The organism is Microtetraspora malaysiensis (assembly GCF_001528665.1).
In the GTDB taxonomy this organism is placed as follows: domain Bacteria; phylum Actinomycetota; class Actinomycetes; order Streptosporangiales; family Streptosporangiaceae; genus Microtetraspora_A; species Microtetraspora_A malaysiensis.
Map to the genome: position 1 here is coordinate 231,980 of NZ_BBYJ01000005.1, position 22,416 is coordinate 254,395.

The following is a 22,416-nucleotide window of genomic DNA, read 5'->3' on the forward strand; positions in this document are numbered from 1 at the left end:
GGAAATTACTGTGGCGGAGGCGGCTTACGGCTTCTTTCGCATCGGTTTACGGAAATCCGTCGGCGCGTCGCCATCGCCCGTTATCGTGACGCGCATGCGTTTCGGGATCTTGGGTCCGGTGGCGGTCTGGGGTGCCGACGGTGAGCCGGTCGCCGTCCCCGGGATCAAGGTCCGCGCTCTGCTGGCCGACCTGCTGGCGCATGACGGCCGCCCCGTGCCGGCCGACCGGCTGATCGACGACTTGTGGGGCGACAAGCCGCCGGGCAACCCGTTCGCCGCGCTGTCGGCCAAGGTGTCGCAGCTGCGCCGGGTACTTGAGGACGCCGCCCCGGGCGGTCGGGAGCTGCTCCCGCTCCATCCGGCGGGCTACCTGCTGAAGGTCGAGACCGACGCGGATGCCTTCCGGGACCTGCTCGCCGATGCGGAGCGGGCGGGCGACCCACGGACCAAGGCGACCTTGTTGTCCGACGCGCTCGCGCTGTGGCGCGGCCCGGCGTTCGCGGACGTCGCGGACGAGCCGTTCGCCCAGGCCGCCGCCGCCCACCTGACCGAGCGCCGGCTGACCGCCCAGGAGGACCTCGCGGAGGTACGGCTGGCCCTGGGCGAGCACGCCCGGCTGGTCGGCGAGCTGGGGCGTCTCGTCGCCGAGCACCCGCTGCGCGAGAGGCTGCGGGCCGCCCACATGCGCGCCCTCTACCGCTCGGGACGGCAGAGCGAGGCGCTCGACAGCTACGAGACGCTGCGCGCGCTGCTGGCGGACGAGCTGGGGCTGGAGCCGGGCGCCGACCTGGTCGCGTTACAGCGGGCGATCCTGGCCAGAGACCCGGCGCTGGCCCCGGACGCCGCGCCGTACTCCGCGGTGGCCGGTCCGGCCACGAACCTGCCCGCACCGCTCGCCGACCTGATCGGTAGGGACGACGCGCTCGCCGAGGTCCGCGCGCGGCTGGCGGCGGACCGGCTGGTGACGCTGACCGGTCCCGGCGGGGTGGGCAAAACCCGGCTGGCGCTGGAGGCCGCCACGGGCTTGGTCGAGAGCGGCACCGGCACGTCCCCCGGCCCGGACCTGTTCCCGGACGGCGTGTGGTGGGTCGAGCTGGCCGCACTGGACCGGCCCGCCGATCCCGACGCGCCGTCCCGCCTGGTCGAGACGATCACCGGCGTACTGGGCGTCCGGGACGGCACGCCGTCCGCCGAGCCGGTGACCGCCGTGGAACGGCTCGCCGACGCGCTCCGCGCCCGGCGGCTGCTGCTCGTGCTGGACAACTGCGAGCACGTCGTCGTTCCGGTCTCCGAACTGGTGGAACGGCTGCTGCGGGCGGCCCCGGGACTGCGGATCCTGGCGACCAGCCAGGAGCCGCTCAGGCTCGCCGGCGAGGTGGTCTGGAACCTCCCACCGCTCGAGGTGCCCGCCCACGCCGCCGACGTCGCGGCGCTGGAGCGGACCGCCTCCGTGCGGCTGTTCGTGGCCCGCGCGTCGGCCTCCGCGCGCGGATTCGGACTGGACGCGGACAACGCGCCCGCGGTCGCGACGCTGTGCCGCCGGCTGGACGGCGTCCCGCTGGCCCTCGAACTGGCCGCGACGCGGGTCCGGGTCCTGGGCGTGCACGGCCTGGTCGAGCGCCTGGACGACCGGTTCCGGCTGCTGGCCACCGGGCATCGGGGCGCCCCGCCGCGCCAGCGAACCCTGGCCGCGATGATCGGGTGGAGCTGGGACCTGCTGACCGAGGAGGAGCGCGTCGTGCTGCGCCGGCTGGCCGTACACGCCGACGGCTGCACGCTGGAGGCCGCCGAGGCGGTCTGCGCCGAGGACGGCCTCGACGTGCTCGACCTGCTGGCGCGCCTGGTGGACCGGTCGCTGGTGATGATGACGGACGGGCCGGACGGCCCCCGCTACCGGCTGCTGGAGTCCGTGGCCGCCTACTGCGTCGAGCGGCTGCGGGAGGCGCGGGAGCTCGACCGGATCCGGCTGCGGCACCGCCGCTTCCACGTGGCCTTCGCCGAACGGGCCACGCCACATCTGCGCGGCCCAGACCAGCGGCGTCGGCTGCGGCACCTGGACGCCGAGGCCGCCAACCTGCGGGCCGCGCTGAACGCCGCCGTCAGGGACCGGAGCGCGACCGACGCGCTGCGCCTCGTCAACGCGATGGCCTGGTACTGGTTCCTGCGCGGGCGGCTGGCCGAGGCTCGGCGGTCCCTGGCGGCGGCGCTGGACGTCGCCGTCACGGAGCCGGCGGAATCCGCGGAAGGACGGGCGGTCCGCGCCTTGCAGGCCGAAGCGCTGGCCTGGGCCGCAGGCCTCGGGCTGCTCCAGGGTGACGTCGCCGACCGGGAGGACCGCCGGCGGGAGGTCCTGCGGCAGTACGAGGAGGCGGGCGATCCGAACGGGCTGGCCAGGGCCCGGTGGTTCCTCGCCTACACCGCGATCGACCTGGGCGATCTCGCCGTCGCCGGGGACCTGCTCGACCTGGCGCTGCCCGCGTTCCGATCAGCCGGCGACCTGTGGGGGACGGCCGCGGCCCTCGCCACCCGGGCCAAGCTCGCGCACGTGCGGGGCGACCTGGACGGGCTGCGCCGCGACGGTGAGCGAAGCCTGGCGCTGTTCGACGAGATCGGCGACCGCTGGGGGCGGCTTGAGGCCACCGGCTGGCTCGGCGCGCTGGCCGAGATGACCGGCGACCTCGCCGAGGCCGCGCGGCTCCAGCGGGACGGCCTTCGCCTCGCCGAGGAACTGGAGCTGTGGCCGGAGGTCGGCGGGCGGCACGCCTGGCTCGGCTGGATCGCGTTGCGGCGGGGCGAGTTCGCGGAGGCGGGCGAGCACTGCGCGCGGGCGTTGCGGCTGGCCGTCGAGCAGCGCCACCAGGCCGGTGAGATCTTCGCGAGGATGGGGTTGGCGTTCGCCGCCCGTCAGGAGGGCCGGCTCGACCTCGCCGAGACCCACCTGCGCGACGTGCTCGAACGGGCTCCGCGCCGGGACTCCGGAGAGGCCGCGCCGCCGTACCTGCCCCTGGTGCTGAGCGAGCTGGGCTTCGTCGCCGAGTTGCGCGGGGACGCGACGGCCGCCTACGACCTGCATCTGGAGGCGTTCCACCTCGCGGCGGGCTTCGACACCTCCCGGAACATGACGATCGTCCTCGACGGTCTGGCCGGGGCGCTGTCCCTCGGCGGACACCACGAGCGCGCCGCCCGGCTCCTGGGCGCGGCGGCCGCGTCGCGGGCCTCGGGTGCCCCCTCGCCCGCCCCCGCCGAGCGCGCGGACATCGACCGCGTCACCACCCGGGTCCGTACGGCGCTGGGTGAGGAGCGCTTCGCTGCCGAGGCCGTCCTCGGTGCCGCGCTTTCCCCCGCCGAACTGCGCTCCCTGCTGGCCGTACCGTACGCCTGAGGTACCCCGCCGAGCCGTGCTCACGGGCTTGCCCGTGCAGGGGTCATCAGCGGCCAGGTCGGCCGGCTAATTCCGCAGCAGAGCCCCGGACTCCATCGCGACCCAGATCGCGCCGTCGGGGCCGACCGTGAGCCCGTGGGGTTCGGCGCCCTCCAGTGGATACTCGTCGATCTTGCCCTCGGTGGTGATGCGGCCCAGTTTGCCGATGCCCCACTCGGTGAACCAGAGGGCGCCGTCCTGGCCGGTCACGATGGCGTGCGGCCTGGCGGCGCGATCAGGCAGCGGGAACTCGCTGATCGCGCCGGAGGTGTCGATCCGGCCCACCTGGCCCGCGCCGATCTCCACGAACCACAGCGCCTCGTCCGGTCCGGCGCAGATGCCCACCGGGGCCGCGCCCGGCGTGGGCAGCGCGTACTGTGTCACCGCGCCGTCAACGGTGATGCGGCCGATCGCGTTGCCCTGGTTGAGGGTGAACCAGAGCGCGCCGTCAGGTCCCGCCACGATCGCGGACGGCATCGCGCCTTCGGTGGGCAGCGGGTGGAGGGTGACCTCGCCCGTCGCGGTGATGCGGCCGATCCGGTCGCCCTGGAGCTGTGTGAACCACATGGCCCCGTCGGGGCCGGCGGCGATGCCGTACGGCGAGGCCACCTCGAAGGCGGTGATCGTGCCGTCCAGGGTGATCCGCCCGATCCGGCCACCGGCGAACTCGGTGTACCACAACGACCCGTCATGCCCCACGGTGATCACCGTGGGCCGGCCGTCGGCAGGATCGAGCGGGAAGATCGTGGGGTCCTCGCCCGGCACGACCCGCCCGATCTGCCCCTGATGGACGAGCGTGAACCACAGCGCCCCGTCGGGACCGGTGACGACGCCGTAAGGAGAACCATTGATCAACATACGTAGCCCCCTGAAAGTGAGATCTCCGTGCCGGTGAAACGGCGCCGCAGCGCCCGGTCGTGCGTGACCACCACGAGCGCGCCGCCGTAGCCGTCGAGCGCCTGTTCGAGCTCCTCGACCAGGGTGAGCGAGAGGTGGTTGGTGGGTTCGTCGAGCAGCAGCAGGTCGTGCTCGCCCGCCAGCAGCATGGCCAGCGCCAGCCGCCGCTGCTGGCCCACCGACAGCGCGCCGACCTTGAGTTCGAGCGCCTCCGGAGGGAACAGGCCGGTCGCCATCAGCGCCGCCGCCTCCCCGCCGTAGGTCTCGATGACCGTCTTGTCCGGGTCGAACGTCACCTCCTGCGGGAGGTATCCGGCTCGCTCGCCCGCCTCGGCCGCGATCGCTGCGAGCAGCGTCGACTTGCCCGCGCCGTTGGGTCCGTGGATCAGCAGCCGGTCGCCCGCCGCGATCCGCAGCCGGTCGAGCCGCACGAGCGTGCCCGTGCGCGCACCGGCGGGCGCGAACGCGCCGCGGAAGCGCAGCGGCCTGGGCGGGCGCGGGACCGGGTCCTCCTCCAGGCGGCGCAGGCGCTCCTGGGCCTGCCGTACCCGCGAGGCCACCGAGCTCTGCACCCGCCCGGCGTTGCGGTCATAGGCCATCTTGTTGTTGTCCTTCATGGCCCGGCCGACGGCGACGCGGTGCGCGGTGGTCGCGGCGAACTCCTTGACCTGCCGGATCTCCTCCTGCCAGTCGGCGTGGGCCTGCTCCCAGCGCAGCCTGGCCGCCGCCTTCTCGGCGAGGAAACCGGTGTAGCCGCCGCCGAACCTGGTCATCGTGCCGCCCTCGACTTCGAGGATCGCCGTCGCCACCCGGTCCAGGAAGATCCGGTCATGCGAGACCGTCACCACCGTGCCCTTGTGCTCGCGCAGCCGATCCTCCAGCCAGGTCATCGCCGCCTCGTCGAGGTGGTTGGTCGGCTCGTCGAGCAGCAGGATCTCCGGCGAGGCCGCCAGTACGCAGGCCAGACCCAGCCGCGCCTGCTCGCCGCCGGACAGGCTCGACAGCACGCGCGAGCGCTCGATCTGAGCCAGGCCCAGCCCGTGCATCGCCTTGTCCACGCGGGCGTCGGCCTCGTATCCGCCCCTGGCCTCGAAGGCGGTGAGCAGCTCGCCGTACCTGTCCATGTCCTGCGCCTCGGCGGCCTCCTGAATGCCGCGCTCAAGCGCGCGCAGCTCGGCCAGGGCGGCGTCGATCGCCTGCTGGACGGTGTGGTCGCCGGGCAGGTCGAGGGTCTGGCTCAGGTAACCGACACCGCCGGCCGCCGACACCGTCACCTCGCCGTCGTCCGGCCTCTCCACCCCGGCGATCATCCGGAGCAGCGTGGACTTGCCGGAACCGTTCTCGCCCACGATCCCCGCGCGCTCGCCGGGGCGGACGCTGAAGGTGATCTGGTTGAGGACTCGGCGCTCGCCGTACGACTTCGAGACTCCCCGGAGGGAGAGCTGTGTGGTCAGGAAAGGACTCCAATCGCAACTTATGTCGCGTTAAGCTAACATGACCGTGAGTCTTAATGCAACTGGAGTAGATTTTGGAGCGACGTCCTGGTGGTCGCAGCGCTCGCGTGCGCGACGCCGTACGGCAGGCGACCCTCGCCGAACTGGGCGAACACGGCTACAGCGGACTGACGGTGGAAAGCGTGGCGATCCGCTCAGGTGTCCACAAGACGACCGTGTACCGCCGCTGGGGAAGCGTGGAGGGTCTGATCGCGGACGCGCTGGAGCTCGCGCGGGAGGAGCCGTGGCCGATGCCGGACACCGGCTCCCTCCAAGATGATCTGAGGGAGATCGTCCGGCTGGTGCGGAGCGGGTTCGCCGACCCCGTCGCCGGGCCGATCTCCACCGCGTTCGTGGCGGCGGCCGTACAGAGCGGCGATGCCGCGCGGTCCCTGCACGACTTCTTCACGGCCCGCCACGAGCAGGCGGCCGTAGTGGTGCGGCGAGCCGTCGAGCGGGGCGAACTGCCGCCGGGCACGGACGGCGCCGAGGTGATCAGAATGGCCGTCGCCCCGATCTACTATCGGCTGTTCGTCACTCACGAGCCGGTCACCGAACGCGACGCGGAACGCGCGGCCGACGCCGCTGCCGCCGCCGCCCGCGCGGGCGTCATCCGCGTCGCCTAGTGCGCCGCCGCAAACGTTCACTGGGATCGAGGGAGCGGAGCGGAAGGGGGCGAGGACCGCAGGTTCCTTCCGGCGAAGTGACCGGCCTGGCCCGCTCGCCCGTCAGGGTCGGGCCTACGAGGACCCTGGGCCGAGGGCTCTCGTGAGCCTGGCCAGCGCCTCGGCGATCTGCTCCGGCGCGAGGTCGAGCACTGTGCGCTGGTAGCCGTACACCTCGGGGGCCAGGGGGGCGAGCAGGGCGTCGACCAGCGCGTCCGGGCCGGGCGTGCCCGCGGCGGTCAGGAGCGCGCGCACGTGGGCGCGCCAGAAGCCGTACGCGCCCGTCTCGAAGCGGGAGCGGCCCACCTCCGAGCCGAGCACCAGGTGGGAGTGGTCCTCCAGCAGGCGCACCATGGCGGAGTAGAAGGCGGCCAGCCGCTCGGCGGGCGGCGCTCCCGGGCCCAGGGGCGGCTCGCCGCGCAGCAGGCGTTCTTGCAGGTCCCGCTCGTGCTCATCGAGCAGCGCCACGGCGATCGACGCCCGGTCGGGGTAGCGGCGGTAGAGCGTGCCCCGGCCCACCCCGGCCTTCTTGGCGATGTCGTCCATCGTCACGTCCTGCGGTGGCCGCTCCGCGAACAGCAGTGCGGCCGCCTCGAGGATCCGTGCGCGGTTGCGCGCGGCGTCGGCTCTCTCCATGCGTCCGATTGTATCTGGACACGCCGTCCGGTTATATTCATCCGGACACCGTGTCCACATATCTGTGACGAGGAGAGATCATGCTGCTGCACCTGGACGCCAGCGCCCGCCGGGCGTCGTTCTCGCGGAAGCTGTCGGGCGTCTACGCCGCGACCTGGCGGGCCGCCCACCCGCAGGCCGGCTACGTCTACCGCGACCTGGCCACGCAACCCGTGCCGCACATCGGCGAGGCGTGGACCGAGCTGTGCGACTACATCCTGGAACACGAGATCACCGACATCTCGCGCTATCGGGAGGCGGTCCGCACCCCTGCCCAGCGTCAGGCGTGGGCCGTCGTGGAGCCGTTGCTCGAGGAGGTGGTCGCGGCCGAGGTGATCCTCATCGGCACGCCGATGTACAACTACTCGATCCCCTCGTCATTGAAGGCCTGGCTCGACCAGATCACCTTTCCCAAGATGTCGCTCGACGGGCGCTCGTTCGTGGTGGCGAGCGCGCGAGGCGGCTCGTACGGCCCCGGCACGCCTCGCGAACCGTACGACCACCAGGAGCGCTACCTGCGTGACTTCTTCAAGGGGCATTACCGGGTCGAGGACGTGACGTTCATCCACGCGGAGTTGGTGAACGCCCGCCTCGACCCGGCGCTGGCGCACCTGCGTGACCGGCACGAGGAGTCGCTGGCCGCGGCGCTCAAGGAGGCGGCTCGATGAAGTGGCTGATCCTGCTGCTGGCCGGGCTCGTCGAGGTGGCGTGGTCACAGAGCATCAAGCCGACGCACAACTTCACCCGGCCGCTGCCCACGCTGATCTGCCTGGTCCTGATGGCGGTCGCCGTCTGGCTGCTGTCCCAGGTCATGAACGTGCTGCCGGTCGGCACCGCGTACGCCGTCTTCACCGGCATCGGCGCCGTCGGCGCGATCACCTTGGGCATCGTCGTCAACGACGACCCCGTGTCGGTGGGCAGGCTGGCGGCGCTCGCCCTGATCGTCGGCGGGATAGTGCTGGCCCGGGTCACCGCCTGAGCCAGACCTCGTCGTCGGCGATGACGACGCGCACCCTCATGACCCCGTCCCGCCCTTGGGGTCCAGCGGCAGGCGGGCCGTGACCCGCCAGCCTCCCTCGGCCGGGCCGGCCGTGAACTCCCCGCCCAGTAGATCCGCCCGCTCCCGCATGCCCGCCACGCCGCGCCCGGTGCGGCGCCGGCCTCCCGGGCGCCGGGAGCCCGTCGCGTTCCGCAGGTCCAGCTCAAGGCTCCCGTCGCTGGCGTCCAGCGCCACATCCACCGGGCCGGCGCCGTACCGGAGGGCATTGGTGAGCGCCTCCTGGACGATCCGGTACGCCTCCCGGGACACCACCGGAGGAACGCCGGACAGATCCCCGATCCTGCGGACGATCCGGGCGCCCGAGGAGTCCAGGAGCCGGTCCAGGTCGCGCAGGGTCGGCTCGGGCTCCCGGCGGCTCGCGCCCTCGCGCAGCACCCCGATCACGTGGTCCAGTTCGGCGAGGGCGGACCTGGCCGACTCCTCGATCGCCCGCAGGGCCGCCCGCGCCGTCTCCGGGTCCCGGTCCAGGACGCGGCCCGCGGCGGCGGCCTGGACGGTGACGACGCTGAGGGCGTGGCCGACCGAGTCGTGCAGCTCGCGGGCCAGGCGGTTGCGGGCGGCCAGCCCCCGCGCGTGCGCCTCGGCCGCGGCCAGCCGGTCCTCGGGCGAGGGGCCGAGCAGGGCCGGGGCCAGCTCGGCCAGCAGCGCCCCCGCCCCCACGAGCGCCCCGAACAGCACCACGAGCGTCAGCACGGAGAGCAGCGGACCCCACCACGCCGCAGCGCCCGTCTCGACGACGAGTGCGCCGACGACGTCACCGACGCGTATGGGGCCGTCCACCAGCGGCAGCGACGCCGCCCAGATCGCGAACGGCACGAGCGCGAGCGCCAGCCCGCTGGCCACGCCGCCGATCGCGAGATGGGTGGTGAACCACGCGGCGGTGCGCAGGCGCTCCAGCCAGGTGCGCCGAGAGAAGGGAGGGGGAGCCTCCAGAGAGACGCCGAGCAGCGCCCGGGCCGCCACGATCTCGAACACGCGTACCGGCAGGAACAGGCCGGAGACGGCGACGACGGGAAGGACGGCCAGGAAGATCAGCGGCTGGACCGACAGCAGCGGGTCGCCCGCGGCCGGTGAGCGGTACCACACCGCCGCCACCACCTCGCCCGCCATCATGTACGGCATCAGCAGCGCCCCGCCGAGGACCAGGCAGGCCCACCGGCGGTAGGTGACCGCACTGCGCAACGCGGCGGCGACGGCGCGCATCGCGGGTCCCCTTCCGTTCACCTGGTCGTCGGTCCGCAAACTTAGCCGAGCCCGCAGGCGGCGCAGCGGCCCCGGGTCCGGTAGTGGTACCCGACGGCCGCGATCGCCATGGTCAGCCCCCAGGTGAGGAAAAGCGGATAGATCCCCTGGAAGACCCACGCCGAGATGCCGCCGAGGTCGCCGGAGTTCGGCAGTTCGAGGAGTCCGAGGCCGGCGGCGACCGACATGCCGATGCTGAGGAGCCCGACGGAGATCGACATCACCGACCCGACGAAGGCGGCGGTCAGCGGCATCCAGCGGGGGATGAACCGGGGGGTCCAGGTGCGGGCGAACCCGATCCCGAGCGCCACGCCGATCAACCCGAGCACGGCGGTGTCCCCCAGGCCCGGGCTCCACAGGTGGACGTCGTCGCCGAAAGCGTGCGGGTCGTCCAGGCCGAACGTGCCGCCCAGCCCCCACTGCGCCTTCAGGCCGCCGTACGCGGCGGCGAGCAGGGCGCAGGCGTACCCGGCGTGGCGGGTGTATCCGCTCAGGCCGTGCCGGCCGTCCGGGCCGCTCCCGCCCTCGGCGGCGCGGCCGCAGCGTGCGCAGGCGCCCATCGCCCGCCGCCGGTACCGCAGGGTGGCGACGGCGACCGCCGTGCCCGCGACCAGGGACACGATCCGGCTGCCGCTGAGCAGCCAGTCCATGTCCATATTGAGCAGGCCCGTGTCACCGGTGAGAAGGGAGACCCCTCGCATGATGAGCAGCAGGATGTCGAAGGCGACACCGGTGGCGGAGTAGCCGATGAGCAGCGCGGCGGCGATCCACCCGCCCGCCACGACGGCGGGACGGTACGACGACGTGAGGGAAACCATGTCCCCACGTTCCCGTGGTCGCGAGCCACGCTCCTCCCGAGCCGGAGTGAACCGCCTCCCCCGTACGGGGGAGATCACCAGGGCGCGCCCCCGTCGAGCACGTCGGCGAGCCGCGCCGCGTGCGGCCGCCAGTCCAGCCCCCGGCCCTCCGCCCAGGCGTCGTCGTGACAGGCGCGCAGGTGGCGCGGGTGCGCCTCGCCGATCACGGCGACCACGTCGCCGCGTACGCCCTCGGCGCGCATGCGCGCGGCGAGCTCCAGCGCGCCCCACAGGTTCGTCCCGCTGGCCGGGCCGACCGCGAGGCCGGCCGCCGCGCGCAGGCGGCGTGCGGCGGCCACGCTCGCCGCGTCGGGCACCGGGACGACCAGATCGACGACGTCCGCGGCGAACGCTGGCTCCACCCGGGGGCGGCCGACCCCCTCGATCCGGGACGGCATCCCCGTGGAGTAGTCGGCCGCGTCGTAGGCCCAGCCCGGGAAGTAGGCGGAGTTCTCCGGATCGGCCACGGCCAGCCGTCCGGGCAGGCCGCGCCCCCGCAGGTGGCGGCCGAGCGCGGCGGACGTGGCGCCGGTCCCCGCACCCACCACCACCCAGTGCGGGCACGCTCCGAGCTGCCCGAACAGCTCCTCGGCCAGGCTGTCGCCGTGCCAGTCCACGCTCGCGGCGGCCGTGTAGTGGTCCACGTAGTGGCCCCCGAGCCGCTCGGCCAGCTCCCGCGCCTCGTCGTAGATCGCGAGCGGCGGATGGACGTACCGGCATGTGCCGCCCAGCCGCTCCACGTCCGCGCCGGAGGCCTTCTTCGGCATCACGGCGACGTACGGCAGGCCGAGCAGCCGGGCCAGGTACGCCTGGGCGGCCGCCATCGCGCCCCCGGTGGCCTCGACCACGGTGGTGTCCGCGCGGATCCGGCCCGCGGCGATCGCGTCGCGGAAGAGGGCGCGCGCCAGCCGGAGTTTGAGACCGCCCTCCGGTTGCGCCGACTCGTCCTTCAGCAGCAGCCGCACCCCCCATTCCTCGGGAAGGGGGAGCTCGCGGAGCGGGGTGACCCCCGTCCGGCGCCGTTCCTCGTCCAGCTTCTCGATCGCCTGCGTCGCCCATGCGTTGATCACGTGGGCAATCTAACCCCGGCCGATGTACGCCCTCGATCTCGACGGCCTCACTGCGCAGGCCCGTGCGGATTGAAGTCGGAACCGCTCGACGCCGCCCCGGGCCGTGGCCGCCGGCCGGAAGCCGTTGCGTTGTGGTTGTGCCCGGCGGCTCCGGGGCGGCATAGAGAACCGATCTTCTAGCCTTTTCCGGCCCCAAGGGAACCGCCTGCGGCGGATGTCGCGATAGATCAGGTGTGTACAGATTCCTCGCCCGGCGGAGAGAGCCTCCTCCGATCGGCCCCGCCGGCGACGACGCGGAGCTGCTTGCCGCCGTGGCCGCCGGCAGGACGGAGGCGCTGCGCCTGCTGCACCAGCGGCACGCCCCCTGGATCCGCGGACGGCTCGCCCGCCGCTGCGCCGACCCCGACACGGTGGACGACGCGATCCAGGACACCTTCGTCGCCGTCTGGCGCGGCGCCCACCGCTACCGCGCGGGCGAGGGCGAGGTGGCCGCGTGGATCTGGCCGATCGCGATCCGCCGCCTGATCTCCACGTTGCGCAGGACCGGCCCGGCTCCGCCCGCCACCCCGTACGACGAGGCGCGCCTGGTCACCGAGTCCGCCGAGGACGCCGTCCTGGTCGGCGTCGAGCACGGCGACCTCGGCACCGCCGTCGCCCGGCTCTCGCCCGAGTTGCGCGCCGCCATTCAGGCCACCGTTCTCGACGGCCTCACCGTGAAGGAGGCCGCCCGCCTCCTCGGGATCCCCGAGGGCACCGTCAAGACCCGCGTCATGCGGGCCAAGGCCCGGCTCAGGGGGTATCTCGCATGACCTGGCACCCGCCCCGCGACCTCGTCGAACGCTACGCGCGGGGGCGTCTCGACCCGGTCCTCACGATGTCCGTGGAGAGCCACCTCGCGCGCTGCCCCGCCTGCCGGGCGGCGGTGCCGTACGAGGAGGAATGGCTCACGGCGAGCTGGGAACGGATCGAGGACCTGGTCGACCGGCCCCGGCCGCGCCTCGCCACGCGCCTCCTGTGCCGGTTCGGGGTCCCCGAGCATGTGGCCGTGTTCCTCGCCGCGACCCCGGCGCTCGCCCGGGGCTGGCTCGTCGCGATGGCCGGCGTGCTCGGCTTCGCCGTGGCGGCGGCCCGGCTCTCGGCCCAGGACGGGCCGGGCGCGGCGGACGCCCTGATCCCCTTCCTGGTGGCGGCGCCGCTCCTGCCGCTCGCCGGCATCGCGGCGGCGTACGGCCGGCACGTCGATCCGGCGTACGAGTCGCAGGCCGCGACCCCGTTGGCGGGGTGGCGGGCGCTGCTGCTGCGCGCGCTCGCGGTGCTGTGCTGCGCGGTCGCGCTGACCGGCGCGGCGACGCCGCTGCTGCCCGGCCCTCCGGGGCTCGCCGCCGCCTGGCTGCTGCCCGCCCTGGCGCTGACCGCGGCCGCGCTGGCCCTTTCGACCCGGTTCGCGCCGCCGGTGTCGGTGGCCGCGCTCGCCGCCGCCTGGTCCGGCGCGGTGGCCGCGGGGCCCCTGTTCGCCGGCGACCTGCTGCTGGCCTTCTCACCCGGCGCGCAGGCGCTGTACGCGCTGGCGGTGCCGGCGCTCCTCGCACTCGTCTACCTGCGGCGCGCCCGCCTGGACCCCGGAGAAACCCGATGACCGCACCCCCGGCCACAGTGGCCGTGACCGTACGAGACCTGGCCAAGCGATACGGCCGCAGGGTGGTGCTCGACGGCGTCACGCTGGAGCTCGGCCGGGGGGTGACCGGCCTCCTGGGCCCCAACGGCGCGGGCAAGACCACCCTGCTGCGCTGTCTGGCGACGACGCTCGCCCCTGACGGCGGCGAGGTCCGGGCGCTCGGGCTGGACCCGGCGGACTCCGGGGAGCGCGTCGCGCTGCGCCGGCGGCTCGGCTATCTCCCGCAGGACCCCGGTTTCTATCCGCACTTCACGGTTTTCGAGCTGGTGGAGTACGTCGCGATCCTGAAGGAGCTGACCGATCGCGTCACGCGCCACCGCGAGGTGCGCCGGGTGCTCGGCGAGGTCGATCTCGCCGACCGGGCCCAGGCGAAGGTACGCAGGCTCTCCGGCGGCATGCGGCAGCGGCTCGCGCTGGCCCAGGCGCTGCTCGGCGATCCGGAACTCCTCATCCTGGACGAGCCCACCGTGGGGCTGGACCCCGAGCAGCGGATGCGGTTCCGCGCCCTGGCGTCCCGGCTGGGCGAGAGCCGTACCGTGCTGCTGTCCACCCACCAGACCGAGGACGTGGCCGCCCTGTGTGAGCGCGTGATCGTGATGAAGGACGGCGCGGCGGTGTTCCAGGGGACGCCGGGCGACCTGGGTGCCGTCGCGGCCGGGCGTGTCTGGCTGTCGGACCGCCCGCCCACCGAGGAGAGCCTCTTCTGGCGGACGGCCGACGGCCGGTACCGCACGCTCGGAGCCCGCCCCCCGGCCGGCGACCCGGCAGATCCCGGCATCGAGGACGGCTATCTGCTGCTGCTGGGCGGTTCGAGCGAGCGGGAGGCCTCGTGACCCGGGCGTTGTTCCTGGCCGAGGTCCGCAGGCTGACACGCGGCCCGATCCCGTGGGGCGCCGCCGCGCTCTGCCTGGGACTGCGACTGGCCGCGACCTGGGAGCTGCTGCCCGACATGAGCGTCGAGCCGGTCGGCACGTCGGGCGCGCTGCTGCTCCTGGCCGCCGCGATGATGCTGTCGGCCCACCTCGCGACGTCCCGGGACGTCCGCGGCGGCATGGGCGAGACCCTCGCCGCCGTGCCCGGCCGGGCGGTGCGGCGGACCGCGGCGGCGCTGGGGGCGGCGGTGACGGTCGGAACCGGACTCGCCGCGGCGGTCATGGCCGCCTACCTGCTGGCGCGGCAGGCGATGGGTCCGGTGGCCGGGGTGTTCGACCCCTTCGAGGCGATCGGCGGCGTGCTGGCCGTGCCCTTCGCCGCCGCGCTCGGCGTGCTGCTCGGCCGGTGGGCTCCCCGGCCGGTCGCGGTCTCCCTGACCGTGTTCCTGATCGGCGCTCTCACCTGGCTGAACGGCCAGCAGAGCGGTTACGGAGACTGGTTCCTGCCGGTCGTGCTCTTCCACCGGCCCGACTGGCCGCCACGGCCCTCCGCCGAGCACGTCGGCTATCTTGTCGCCGCCGTCGCGCTCTTCGCGGCCCTGGCCCTGCTCCGGCACGGGAGGACGTGGCCGCGACTGACCGCGGCCGGCGCCGCCGCCGCGGTCGCGGTGACCACGGGGACGGCCGCCACCGCCGCGGCTCCCGGCGGAGAGATGAGTACCGCCCAGCAGAAGGGGCCGGAGGCGTCCTTCGCTCTCATGGGCGCCCAGGTGCGGGAGCGCTTCTTCGGCCCCGGCGCGCGCAGGTGCGAGAAGCACGGCCCCGTCACGTACTGCGCCTACCGCGACTACGCGGCCTGGATCCCTGAATGGGTGTCGGCGGTGGACCCCGTGATGCGGGCGCTGCCACCGGCCGAACGCGGGCGTTTCCCGACGGTTGGGCAGCTCACCGACAGCTGGTGGCACGTGGACGGCGATGAGGAGCCCTCCGTCGCGAGGTTCACGTTCATGGTGTGGGGACGGGCCGGCGCCGAGGACGCCTACCGCGCGGTGCTCGCCTCGGGGATCGTCCGCTCGGTGACCGGCCTGCTGCCGCAGGGGCGAGCGGGTTGCGACGCGCGGGGCCAGAGCCGGGCGGTCGTCGCGCTATGGCTGCTCGGCCAGGCCGTCCCCCCGGCCCCGCCCCGGGACCGGCAGGTTCAGATCGGCTCCTCCCTCTTCGCCGAGGAACAATCGCCGCTCGGTGTGATCCGGTACGGCACGGCCGAGCTGGGATACGCCCGCAGGCTGCTCGCCGCGCCCGACGCCAAGCAGCGGATCTGGGCGCATTGGGACACCCTGGTGAAACCCGGCACGACGGTCGAGCAGGCGCTGCCGCTGCTCGGCCTGCGGCCCGAGTTCGCCGCCGAGCCGCCGGTGGGGCAGCCGTGCTCCTGATCCACCTGCTCAGGCCGATCGCGCGGGCGATCGACTGGATCCCCCTCGCGGCCACCGGGGCGGCCGCCGTGCTCATGGCCGCGCTGATCGACGCCGGCTCCCCACTGGGCTCCGGGACCGCCTTCACGCTGCTCAGGATGACGGGGGTGATGCTGGGCGCGGCCGCCGGGTTCGCGGTGATCGACGAGATGACCGCGAGCACGGCCGCGACCCCGGCGCCCCGGGCGCTGCGCCAGTGGGTGCGCTGCGCGTACGGGGGACTGGCCGCGGGGGCGTCCTGGGGCGCGGCCTGCGCGGTCGCCTCGGCCCGGCTGGCCGAGGGCGGATCGCTCAGGGTGGCCGGGATGGCGGTGGAGGCCGCGGTGTGCGTCGCGCTCGGGCTGCTGGCGGCCTCGGTGGCCGCTCGGGCGCATCAGGGGAAGGCGGCCGCGCTCGCCGGAACGGGCGCCCTGCTGACGGTCTTCTCGGTGACCCTGGTGCTGCGCGGGCCGTACTGGCCGTGGCTGTATCCCGGGGAGGCGAACTGGGAGATCGTCCACTACGGATGGGCGGCCGTGCTGCCGCCCGTGCTGCTCGCGCTCGGCCGGGCCAACCGCGAGTGACCGCCCGGCCCCGGCCGGCCGGTACGGGGGCCGGTAGCCTCGGACGGTCAAGAGATCGTCAAGGGGGAGGGGAGCCGCATGGCGGCGGGAGAGGTCGTCGTCCTGCTCGTGGCGGCGCTGGCCGCGGGCTGGGTGGACGCGGTCGTCGGCGGGGGAGGGCTGCTCCAGCTCCCGGCGCTCCTGCTGGCGGGGTTGTCCCCGGTGCAGGCGATGGCGACGAACAAGTCCGCCTCCATCTTCGGCACCGCGTCCGCCGCGGTCGCGTACGCGCGGAACACCAAGTTCGACCGGGCGGTGGCCGTGCCGGCCGGTGTGCTGGCGATCGGCTTCGCGGGCCTCGGGGCGGCCTCGGCCGCGATGCTGGAAGCCGGTGTGCTCAAGCCGCTGGTCCTCGTGGTGCTGCTCGGGGTGGCGGCCTTCGTGACGCTCCGCCCGGCGTTCGGCCTCGCTGCGCAGCCCCACCTGCGCACCCAGGCCCGGCTGGCCGCCGCCATCGCCCTCGCGGGCATCGTGATCGCGTTCTACGACGGGATCCTCGGCCCGGGGACGGGCACGTTCCTGCTCATCGCGTTCACCTCGGTGCTCGGGATGGACTTCGTGAACGCCTCGGCGACCGCGAAGATCCTCAACACCAGTACGAACCTGGGCGCCCTGATCGTCTTCGCCTGGCAGGGGCACGTGCTCTGGGGGCTCGGGCTCGGCATGGCCGTCTGCAGCATCGCCGGAGCCCAGCTCGGTGCGCGCATGGCGCTCCGCCGGGGCTCCGGCTTCGTCCGGGTCGTCCTGCTCTGCGTGGTCGCCGCGCTGGTCCTCAAGCTCGGCTACGAGCAGTTCTTCGCCCGCTGAGGGCGCCGCCGCGGCACGTCAGGAGGGCGTGTCGCCGAGGGCCGGGGCGGCGGCGCCGGACATGTGGGCGGCGCGAGGCGAGCGCAGCGCGGACGCCGTCACCGCCACGAACAGCGAAAGGATCACGGGGATGAGCAGGGCGTGGCGCAGCGTGGACAGCTCGGAGGCGCCGCCGATCAGGACCGGACCGGCGAGGAGCCCGGCGTATCCGAGGCTCGCCACCCGGGCCAGCGCGCGGCCGGCCTGGGCCGGGTCGCGGTGCCCGGCGGCGGAGAAGACCTGCGGGATGGTGCACGACAAACCCGCACCGAACAGCCCGAATCCGAGCACGCCCGTGACCTGCGTTCCGCCGAGCACCGCGAGCGCGAGGCCGGCCGCCGCGAGGATCCCGCAGCAGCGCACCAACCGAACCGGCCCGAGCAGCGCGGCCAGGCGGTCCCCGGCGAACCGCCCCGCGGTCATCATGATGGCGAACGCGGCGTAGGCGACGGCCCCCGTCGCGGGGGCCGAGCCCAAGGATTCCACCAGGTAGACCGAGCTCCAGTCGCCCGCGGCGCCCTCGCCGACCAGGCAGCAGAACGCGAGCACGCCGAGGAACAGCACCCCGCGCGGCAGCCCCGCGGCCGGCTCCGTCGCCGCGGCCGGACCCTCGGAGGCTTCGGCGGCGTCGCGCATGGCCCAGCGGGACGACACCGCCGCGAGCGCGACGATCAGCAGCGCGGCGGACAGGAAGGTCGGGCCCGCGTCGACGGACGCGTGCGCGAACAGCCCGCCGATCGCGGCGCCGACGAACCCGCCGATGCTGTACACCGCGTGGAACGACCCCATCAACGTCCTGCCGTACGCGCGCTCGACGACGACGGCGTTGGCGTTCATGGCGACGTCGAGGCTGCCGTGCGTCAGGCCGAAGACGAACAGCGCGGCGGCGAGCGCGGGCAGGTTCGGCACGTAGGCGGGCAGCACGAGGACGACCCCCTGCACGACCGCGGTCGGGATCGCGACGCGGCGGCTGCCGAACCGGTCGATGAGCCGGCCGACCACCTGCATACCGGTGATCGCGCCGGCCGCGATGCCGAGGAGGCCGAGGCTCAGTTCGCCGTCGGACAGGGCGAGGTGCGCCTTGACGGCGGGGATGCGGGCCGTCCAGGTGCCGAAGGTGAGCCCGGCGAGCAGGAAGAACCCGTACACGGCGAGCCGCGCGCGCAGCAGGGCCGGCCGGTCGAGGGCGGGAAAGACCATGGGACGCTCCGAGGGGGAGAGGGGGCGGGAGAGGACGACCTCAGGGGGCGGCGACGCGGACGACGACGCCGGCCGCGGTGAGGGCGTCGTGCTGCTCGCGGGGGACGCCCTCGTCGGTGACGACGACGTCGAGCCGGTCCAGCGGACAGACGGCGCCGAAGGCGGTACGGCCGAACTTGCCCGAGTCGCACGCCGCCACGACCCGGCGCGCCGAGGCGATGGCCGCCTGCTTGATCGCTACTTCGGGCAGGTCGTGCGCGGTCAGCCCGTGCTCGGCGGACAGCCCGCAGCACCCGATCACGGCGGTGTCGAACCGCAGCGCCCTGATCGACGCCTCGGTGAGCGGGCCGACGAAGTTCAGCTCGCCCTGCCGTACCTCGCCGCCGGGGAGGACGAGGCGGATCCGCGGGGCGGCGGCGAGCTCCTGCGCCGCCTGGAGGCCGAGCGGGAGCACGGTGAGGCGGCGGTCGCGTACGGCCCTGGCCACCTCCAGCAGGGTCGTGCCGCTGTCGAGCAGCACCGCCTCACCGTCGGACAGGAGCGCGGCGACCTCGGCGGCGATGCGCCGCTTGGCCTCGACCGCCTCGCGCGCGCGTACGCCGAAGGGCGGCTCCTCGCCCCGCAGCAGCAGGCTGAGCGCGCCGCCGCGGACCCGCCGGACGACGCCCTGCTGGGCCAGCTCGTCCAGGTCCCTGCGGATGGTCATCTCCGAGACGCCGTGCGCGGCGGCCAGCTCCGCGACCGAGACGCTGTCGGCGACCCGCAGCGCGTTCATGATCGCTCTGATCCGATCCGAACTCTCCATGCGTTCATTTGAACACGTTGACTGTTCGCCGATCAAATAAATCTACACTGTAAAGGTGGCAGGATGGACGCATGCGCGCCAGCAGGTTGCTGTCCCTCCTTCTCCTCCTGCAGACCCGCGGCCGGATGACCGCCCCCGAGCTGTCCGCCGAGCTGGAAGTCTCGGTCCGTACCGTCTACCGCGACGTCGAGGCACTCTCGGCGGCCGGTGTGCCGGTCTACGCCGACCGCGGTCCGGCGGGCGGCTACCGGCTCCTGGACGGATACCGCACCAAGGTGAACGGGCTGAGCAGCGAGGAGGCCTCGTCGCTGTTCCTCGCCGCGCTGCCCGGGCCGGCCGCCGAGCTCGGGCTGGCGGAGGTGGCCGCGACGGCCGAGTTGAAGCTGCTCGCGGCGCTGCCTCCCGGCCCTCGCTCCCAGGCCGCCCGCATGCGCGAGCGCTTCCACCTGGACGTGCCCGGCTGGTATCGGGCCGGTGACGACGTCCCGTTCCTCTCCGAGGTCTCCCGGGCGGTGTGGGACCAGCGGGTGCTGCGGCTGCGCTACCAGCGCTGGGGCCCGCAGGAGGTGGAGCGGCTGGTCCACCCGTACGGCCTGGTGCTGAAGGGCGGCTCCTGGTACCTGGCCGCCGCCTGCGGCGACAGCGTGCGCACCTACCGCGTCAGCCGCATCATCGACGTGGACGTCCTGGACGAGTGGTTCGAGCGGCCGGCCGACTTCGACCTGGTCGCGTTCTGGCGGCGGTTCTCCGTCGAGTTCGCCGCCCGCATGTACACCGCCGACGCCGTCGTGCGGGTGGCGCCCGAGGCCGTCGGGCTCTTCTGCTACACCTTCGGGGACGTGGCCGGCGAGGCGCTGCGCCTCGGCGTCACCGGGGACGACGGCTGGACGCGGGTGAAGCTGCCGATCGAGTCCCTGCGGCACGCGCGCTGGCAGCTCCTGCGGCTCGGCGCCGCTGTCGAGGTGCTGGAACCGGCCGAGCTGCGCGATCTGATGGCCGAGACGGTCGCCGAGCTCTCCGCGATGTACCGCGCCTGACATCGCCTGAAATCGGGACGAAAAACGCTTGCGGGGCGGCGGGCCGCACCGGCACCATTGGGCGACTTTTTGGCGCGTGACAGAGGAGCCGTGAGGCGATTTTGACCGGTGTTTGGTACGAGGCCGGGGGAGCGGGTGACCCGGTGCTGCTGCTGCACTCCAGCACGGCGGACGCCCGCATGTGGGACCCGCAGTGGGAGGCGCTGACCGCGTCGTTCCGTGTTATCCGGCTGGACTTCCGGGGGTACGGCCGCAGCCCGTGGGCCGCGGACGACCCCTATTCCGACGACGGGGACGTCGCCCGGCTGCTCGACGACCTCGGCCTTGAGCGGGTCGCCGTGGTCGCCTCCTCGCACGGCGGTCAGGTGGCGCTCGAACTGGCCACCGCGCGTCCCGGCCTGGTCTCCCGGCTGGTGCTGCTCAACGCCAAATGCGACCTGCCCGCGACGCCCGACGTCGAGGAGTTCGGCGCCGAGGAGATGCGCCTGGTCGAAGCCGGCGACCTCGTGGGCGCGGCGGAGCTCAACGCGCGGACCTGGCTCGGCCCCGACGCCGACGACGCGACCCGCGCCCGGCTCGCCGAGATGCAGCACGAGGCGTACAAGGTGCAGCTCGCGGCCGACCCGGAGCCCGAGCGGATCCGCGGCCGGATCGACCTGGCCGCCGTACGGGCCCCCGCCCTCGTGGTGGGCGGAGGCCGCGACCTGCCCTACTTCCGGCACTCGGCCCGCCATCTCGCCGCGACCCTGCCGCACGCGCGCCTGGTCGAGCTGGAGTGGGCCGGACACCTGCCGAACCTGGAGCGCCCGGCGGAGACGACCCGGATCATCCAGGACTTCCTGCGGGAGCCAGACCAGCCGTAGCGGGGGTGAAGAGGAGATCAGGCGGCGAAGGCGTCCGGCAGGAAGGCCGTCAACGCCGCCGTCACCTCCTCGGGCCGCTCCAGCGGCGGCAGGTGGCCCGTCTCGGGCAGGTCGACGACGCGGGCGCCGGGGATGCCCTTGGCCAGCAGGTCCGACACCTCTTGGATCCCCGGCACATCCGCCAGGCCGTTGATCACGAGCGTGGGCGCCGCGATCTCGTGCAGTCGCCCGGCCGCGGGCGGGGACAGCAGGCGTTCGGTGCCACGGGGCCCGGTCCAGGACCTCTGGAACACCAGGCGGCACATCTCCGTCGCCGCCTCCCACACCTCGTCGGAGAGCGCGTCCCGGCCGCGGTCCGGCCCCGCCACCTGCCAGAGTGTGTGGGCGTCGGCCATGGCCAGCACGTCCGCGGGATCCACCTCCTCGGCGTTCCCCCGCAAGTAGCGGGCCAGCCGCTCTTCTGGCACCGAGCTGCGCACCCGTTCGCGGGCCTGCGCCAGCATCTCGGGCGGCCAGGTGTGTCCCGCGAGCCCCGAACAGATCAACGCCAGCGCCGCCACCCTGCCGGGCGCGACGAGCGCGGCCTCGGCCGCGTACGCGCCTCCCATCGAGCACCCGACCAGCGCCGCCCGTTCCACCCCGAGCGCGTCCATCACGGCCAGGAGATCCTCGTGATGGCACACTTCGCCGGGGGCGTCCGCGGACTCGCCGTGTCCGCGCCAGTCGTAGCGGATCACCCGATAGCGCTCCGACAGGGCGCGGAACTGGTGCTCCCACATCCGGCGGTCGGCCACCGCCGCGTGGACCAGCACCACGGCTTCGGCCCCGCGCGGCCCGGCCTGGTCGTACGCGATTTCGTCAAGGATCGTCATACGGCGGAAAGTACAGCGTCGCGCCATTTGGGCTCGGCGTGTTCGCGAGCGGCGGATCCTTTGTCGATCGCCACGCGGTGAGCGGCCGGGTTCGGCCCTTACGGTAGGTTCCACCCGTGCTGCTCGATCCCGCCGTCGCGATGACGTTCTGCCTGGCCGCGCTGGTCATCTCCCTGGTTCCGGGGCCCGACATGCTCTTCATCGCCGCGACCGGGCTGGCGTCCGGGCCGCGCGCGGGGGTGCTGGCGGCACTCGGCATGTCGTCGGGCCTGGTCGTCCACACGACGGCGGCCGCGCTGGGCTTCGGCGCGCTGATGCGGACCTTCCCCGTCGTCTTCGACATCGTCCGGGTGGTCGGCGCCGCCTACCTGCTCTACCTCGCCGTGGCATCGTTCCGGTCGGCGCGCACGCCGGAACCGTTCGGGCAGAGCGCGCACAGGACATCGTGGGGCCGCATCTACGCGCGGGCGTTGCTGACCAATCTCGCCAATCCCAAGGTGATCGCGTTCTACCTGGCGTTCTTCCCGCAGTTCGTCGACCCGGCCCGGGGCAACGTGATGGCGCAGTTCTTCGTGCTCGGGGCGCTTTTCATCGTCGTCGGCCTGATGGTCGACGCGTCGGCCGGGCTCCTGGCGGGACGCCTCGGCCACTTCGTGCGCAGGCATCCCGCCGTGCAGAAGTGGCTGCACCGCGTCTCCGGCACGATCTTCGCCGCCCTGGCCGTCCGCCTCGCCACGGACAGCCACTAGCCGACCCCGCCGGAGACGGCCGCTCAGGCGTGCGCCCCGG

Annotated in this window: 22 protein-coding genes; 13 read left to right on the forward strand and 9 right to left on the reverse strand. The window is 73.9% G+C overall.

The window, feature by feature from the left end; translation table 11 throughout:
• Positions 1-94: 94 nt before the first annotated feature.
• Positions 95-3,382 carry an AfsR/SARP family transcriptional regulator gene (locus AWQ71_RS03895; protein WP_067127565.1) on the forward strand — a complete coding sequence of 1,096 codons (3,288 nt, stop codon included), beginning with the start codon at positions 95-97 and terminating at the stop codon, positions 3,380-3,382.
• 66 nt (positions 3,383-3,448) lie between these two features.
• On the opposite strand, the gene AWQ71_RS03900 is transcribed toward AWQ71_RS03895, so the two are convergent.
• Together AWQ71_RS03900 and AWQ71_RS03905 are read right to left on the reverse strand one after the other, a co-directional pair.
• Positions 3,449-4,279 carry a Vgb family protein gene (locus tag AWQ71_RS03900; RefSeq protein WP_067126746.1) on the reverse strand — a complete coding sequence of 277 codons (831 nt, stop codon included), beginning with the start codon at positions 4,277-4,279 and terminating at the stop codon, positions 3,449-3,451.
• A complete protein-coding gene (locus AWQ71_RS03905) occupies positions 4,273-5,796 on the reverse strand; it encodes an ABC-F family ATP-binding cassette domain-containing protein (protein WP_369407188.1) in 1,524 nt (507 codons plus the stop codon). The genes AWQ71_RS03900 and AWQ71_RS03905 overlap by 7 nt, the downstream gene beginning before the upstream one ends.
• Before the next feature lie 50 nt (positions 5,797-5,846).
• Here AWQ71_RS03905 and AWQ71_RS03910 point away from each other — a divergent pair, with 50 nt between their 5' ends.
• Positions 5,847-6,437, forward strand: coding sequence for a TetR/AcrR family transcriptional regulator (locus AWQ71_RS03910; protein WP_067126752.1), 591 nt, complete (start codon positions 5,847-5,849; stop codon positions 6,435-6,437).
• A gap of 114 nt (positions 6,438-6,551) precedes the next feature.
• Here the strand turns inward: AWQ71_RS03910 and AWQ71_RS03915 are convergent, their stop codons facing one another.
• A complete protein-coding gene (locus tag AWQ71_RS03915; RefSeq protein WP_067126755.1) occupies positions 6,552-7,112 on the reverse strand; it encodes a TetR/AcrR family transcriptional regulator in 561 nt (186 codons plus the stop codon).
• An 80-nt stretch (positions 7,113-7,192) separates the two neighbouring features.
• Here AWQ71_RS03915 and AWQ71_RS03920 point away from each other — a divergent pair, with 80 nt between their 5' ends.
• Both AWQ71_RS03920 and AWQ71_RS03925 read left to right on the forward strand, forming a co-directional pair.
• Positions 7,193-7,819 carry an FMN-dependent NADH-azoreductase gene (locus AWQ71_RS03920; RefSeq protein WP_067126758.1) on the forward strand — a complete coding sequence of 209 codons (627 nt, stop codon included), beginning with the start codon at positions 7,193-7,195 and terminating at the stop codon, positions 7,817-7,819.
• Positions 7,816-8,130, forward strand: a complete 315-nt coding sequence (locus tag AWQ71_RS03925) for a DMT family transporter (protein ID WP_067126762.1) — start codon at positions 7,816-7,818, stop codon at positions 8,128-8,130. Before AWQ71_RS03920 ends, AWQ71_RS03925 begins: the two co-directional genes overlap by 4 nt.
• Before the next feature lie 36 nt (positions 8,131-8,166).
• On the opposite strand, the gene AWQ71_RS03930 is transcribed toward AWQ71_RS03925, so the two are convergent.
• The 3 genes from AWQ71_RS03930 to AWQ71_RS03940 all read right to left on the reverse strand — a co-directional run bounded on the left by AWQ71_RS03930 (position 8,167) and on the right by AWQ71_RS03940 (position 11,380).
• Positions 8,167-9,414 carry a sensor histidine kinase gene (locus AWQ71_RS03930; RefSeq protein WP_067126765.1) on the reverse strand — a complete coding sequence of 416 codons (1,248 nt, stop codon included), beginning with the start codon at positions 9,412-9,414 and terminating at the stop codon, positions 8,167-8,169.
• A gap of 41 nt (positions 9,415-9,455) precedes the next feature.
• A complete protein-coding gene (locus AWQ71_RS03935) occupies positions 9,456-10,271 on the reverse strand; it encodes a hypothetical protein (RefSeq protein ID WP_067126768.1) in 816 nt (271 codons plus the stop codon).
• A 74-nt stretch (positions 10,272-10,345) separates the two neighbouring features.
• A complete protein-coding gene (locus AWQ71_RS03940; RefSeq protein WP_245658098.1) occupies positions 10,346-11,380 on the reverse strand; it encodes a pyridoxal-phosphate dependent enzyme in 1,035 nt (344 codons plus the stop codon).
• 233 nt (positions 11,381-11,613) lie between these two features.
• On the opposite strand from AWQ71_RS03940, the gene AWQ71_RS03945 reads away from it, so the two are divergent.
• From AWQ71_RS03945 to AWQ71_RS03970, 6 genes are all read left to right on the forward strand, one after another.
• A complete protein-coding gene (locus AWQ71_RS03945) occupies positions 11,614-12,189 on the forward strand; it encodes an RNA polymerase sigma factor (protein ID WP_067126775.1) in 576 nt (191 codons plus the stop codon).
• On the forward strand, positions 12,186-13,016 hold the full coding sequence (locus AWQ71_RS03950) for a zf-HC2 domain-containing protein (RefSeq protein ID WP_067126778.1): 831 nt from the start codon (positions 12,186-12,188) through the stop codon (positions 13,014-13,016). Before AWQ71_RS03945 ends, AWQ71_RS03950 begins: the two co-directional genes overlap by 4 nt.
• Entirely contained in the window at positions 13,013-13,888 is an 876-nt protein-coding gene (locus tag AWQ71_RS03955) for an ABC transporter ATP-binding protein (RefSeq protein WP_067126780.1), read from the forward strand. Before AWQ71_RS03950 ends, AWQ71_RS03955 begins: the two co-directional genes overlap by 4 nt.
• Positions 13,885-15,363: a hypothetical protein gene (locus AWQ71_RS03960; protein WP_067126783.1), complete on the forward strand. Its 1,479-nt coding sequence runs from the start codon at positions 13,885-13,887 to the stop codon at positions 15,361-15,363. The genes AWQ71_RS03955 and AWQ71_RS03960 overlap by 4 nt, the downstream gene beginning before the upstream one ends.
• Positions 15,354-15,965, forward strand: a complete 612-nt coding sequence (locus AWQ71_RS03965) for a hypothetical protein (protein ID WP_067126786.1) — start codon at positions 15,354-15,356, stop codon at positions 15,963-15,965. Before AWQ71_RS03960 ends, AWQ71_RS03965 begins: the two co-directional genes overlap by 10 nt.
• A gap of 78 nt (positions 15,966-16,043) precedes the next feature.
• The gene (locus AWQ71_RS03970; RefSeq protein ID WP_067126789.1) at positions 16,044-16,811 is read left to right on the forward strand and encodes a sulfite exporter TauE/SafE family protein; all 768 of its coding nucleotides are present in this window, start codon (positions 16,044-16,046) and stop codon (positions 16,809-16,811) included.
• A gap of 18 nt (positions 16,812-16,829) precedes the next feature.
• Here the strand turns inward: AWQ71_RS03970 and AWQ71_RS03975 are convergent, their stop codons facing one another.
• On the reverse strand, positions 16,830-18,050 hold the full coding sequence (locus AWQ71_RS03975) for an MFS transporter (RefSeq protein ID WP_067126792.1): 1,221 nt from the start codon (positions 18,048-18,050) through the stop codon (positions 16,830-16,832).
• 40 nt (positions 18,051-18,090) lie between these two features.
• The gene (locus AWQ71_RS03980) at positions 18,091-18,855 is read right to left on the reverse strand and encodes a DeoR/GlpR family DNA-binding transcription regulator (RefSeq protein WP_067126795.1); all 765 of its coding nucleotides are present in this window, start codon (positions 18,853-18,855) and stop codon (positions 18,091-18,093) included.
• Positions 18,856-18,926: 71 nt separating this feature from the next.
• Between AWQ71_RS03980 and AWQ71_RS03985 the strand changes: the two genes are divergently transcribed.
• Together AWQ71_RS03985 and AWQ71_RS03990 are read left to right on the forward strand one after the other, a co-directional pair.
• Positions 18,927-19,892 (forward strand): helix-turn-helix transcriptional regulator, encoded by a 966-nt coding sequence (locus AWQ71_RS03985; protein ID WP_067126798.1) that lies wholly within the window; start codon positions 18,927-18,929, stop codon positions 19,890-19,892.
• Between the two features lie 101 nt (positions 19,893-19,993).
• On the forward strand, positions 19,994-20,755 hold the full coding sequence (locus AWQ71_RS03990; protein ID WP_067126801.1) for an alpha/beta fold hydrolase: 762 nt from the start codon (positions 19,994-19,996) through the stop codon (positions 20,753-20,755).
• Positions 20,756-20,772: 17 nt separating this feature from the next.
• Here the strand turns inward: AWQ71_RS03990 and AWQ71_RS03995 are convergent, their stop codons facing one another.
• Positions 20,773-21,627 carry an alpha/beta fold hydrolase gene (locus AWQ71_RS03995; protein WP_067126804.1) on the reverse strand — a complete coding sequence of 285 codons (855 nt, stop codon included), beginning with the start codon at positions 21,625-21,627 and terminating at the stop codon, positions 20,773-20,775.
• Between the two features lie 116 nt (positions 21,628-21,743).
• Between AWQ71_RS03995 and AWQ71_RS04000 the strand changes: the two genes are divergently transcribed.
• Positions 21,744-22,376, forward strand: a complete 633-nt coding sequence (locus AWQ71_RS04000; RefSeq protein WP_245658099.1) for a LysE family translocator — start codon at positions 21,744-21,746, stop codon at positions 22,374-22,376.
• Positions 22,377-22,416 lie beyond the last annotated feature (40 nt).

What these genes read in the sequence shown, in the direction of transcription:
- AWQ71_RS03920 (WP_067126758.1), top strand. Translation starts at nt 7,193, where the DNA reads ATGCTGCTGCACCTGGACGCCAGCGCCCGCCGGGCGTCGTTCTCGCGG.
- AWQ71_RS03995 (WP_067126804.1), bottom strand. Translation starts at nt 21,627, where the DNA reads ATGACGATCCTTGACGAAATCGCGTACGACCAGGCCGGGCCGCGCGGG.
- AWQ71_RS03935 (WP_067126768.1), bottom strand. Translation starts at nt 10,271, where the DNA reads ATGGTTTCCCTCACGTCGTCGTACCGTCCCGCCGTCGTGGCGGGCGGG.
- AWQ71_RS03955 (WP_067126780.1), top strand. Translation starts at nt 13,013, where the DNA reads ATGACCGCACCCCCGGCCACAGTGGCCGTGACCGTACGAGACCTGGCC.
- AWQ71_RS03915 (WP_067126755.1), bottom strand. Translation starts at nt 7,112, where the DNA reads ATGGAGAGAGCCGACGCCGCGCGCAACCGCGCACGGATCCTCGAGGCG.
- AWQ71_RS03895 (WP_067127565.1), top strand. Translation starts at nt 95, where the DNA reads ATGCGTTTCGGGATCTTGGGTCCGGTGGCGGTCTGGGGTGCCGACGGT.
- AWQ71_RS03985 (WP_067126798.1), top strand. Translation starts at nt 18,927, where the DNA reads ATGCGCGCCAGCAGGTTGCTGTCCCTCCTTCTCCTCCTGCAGACCCGC.
- AWQ71_RS03900 (WP_067126746.1), bottom strand. Translation starts at nt 4,279, where the DNA reads ATGTTGATCAATGGTTCTCCTTACGGCGTCGTCACCGGTCCCGACGGG.
- AWQ71_RS03970 (WP_067126789.1), top strand. Translation starts at nt 16,044, where the DNA reads ATGGCGGCGGGAGAGGTCGTCGTCCTGCTCGTGGCGGCGCTGGCCGCG.
- AWQ71_RS03930 (WP_067126765.1), bottom strand. Translation starts at nt 9,414, where the DNA reads ATGCGCGCCGTCGCCGCCGCGTTGCGCAGTGCGGTCACCTACCGCCGG.
- AWQ71_RS03975 (WP_067126792.1), bottom strand. Translation starts at nt 18,050, where the DNA reads ATGGTCTTTCCCGCCCTCGACCGGCCGGCCCTGCTGCGCGCGCGGCTC.
- AWQ71_RS03950 (WP_067126778.1), top strand. Translation starts at nt 12,186, where the DNA reads ATGACCTGGCACCCGCCCCGCGACCTCGTCGAACGCTACGCGCGGGGG.
- AWQ71_RS03980 (WP_067126795.1), bottom strand. Translation starts at nt 18,855, where the DNA reads ATGGAGAGTTCGGATCGGATCAGAGCGATCATGAACGCGCTGCGGGTC.
- AWQ71_RS03925 (WP_067126762.1), top strand. Translation starts at nt 7,816, where the DNA reads ATGAAGTGGCTGATCCTGCTGCTGGCCGGGCTCGTCGAGGTGGCGTGG.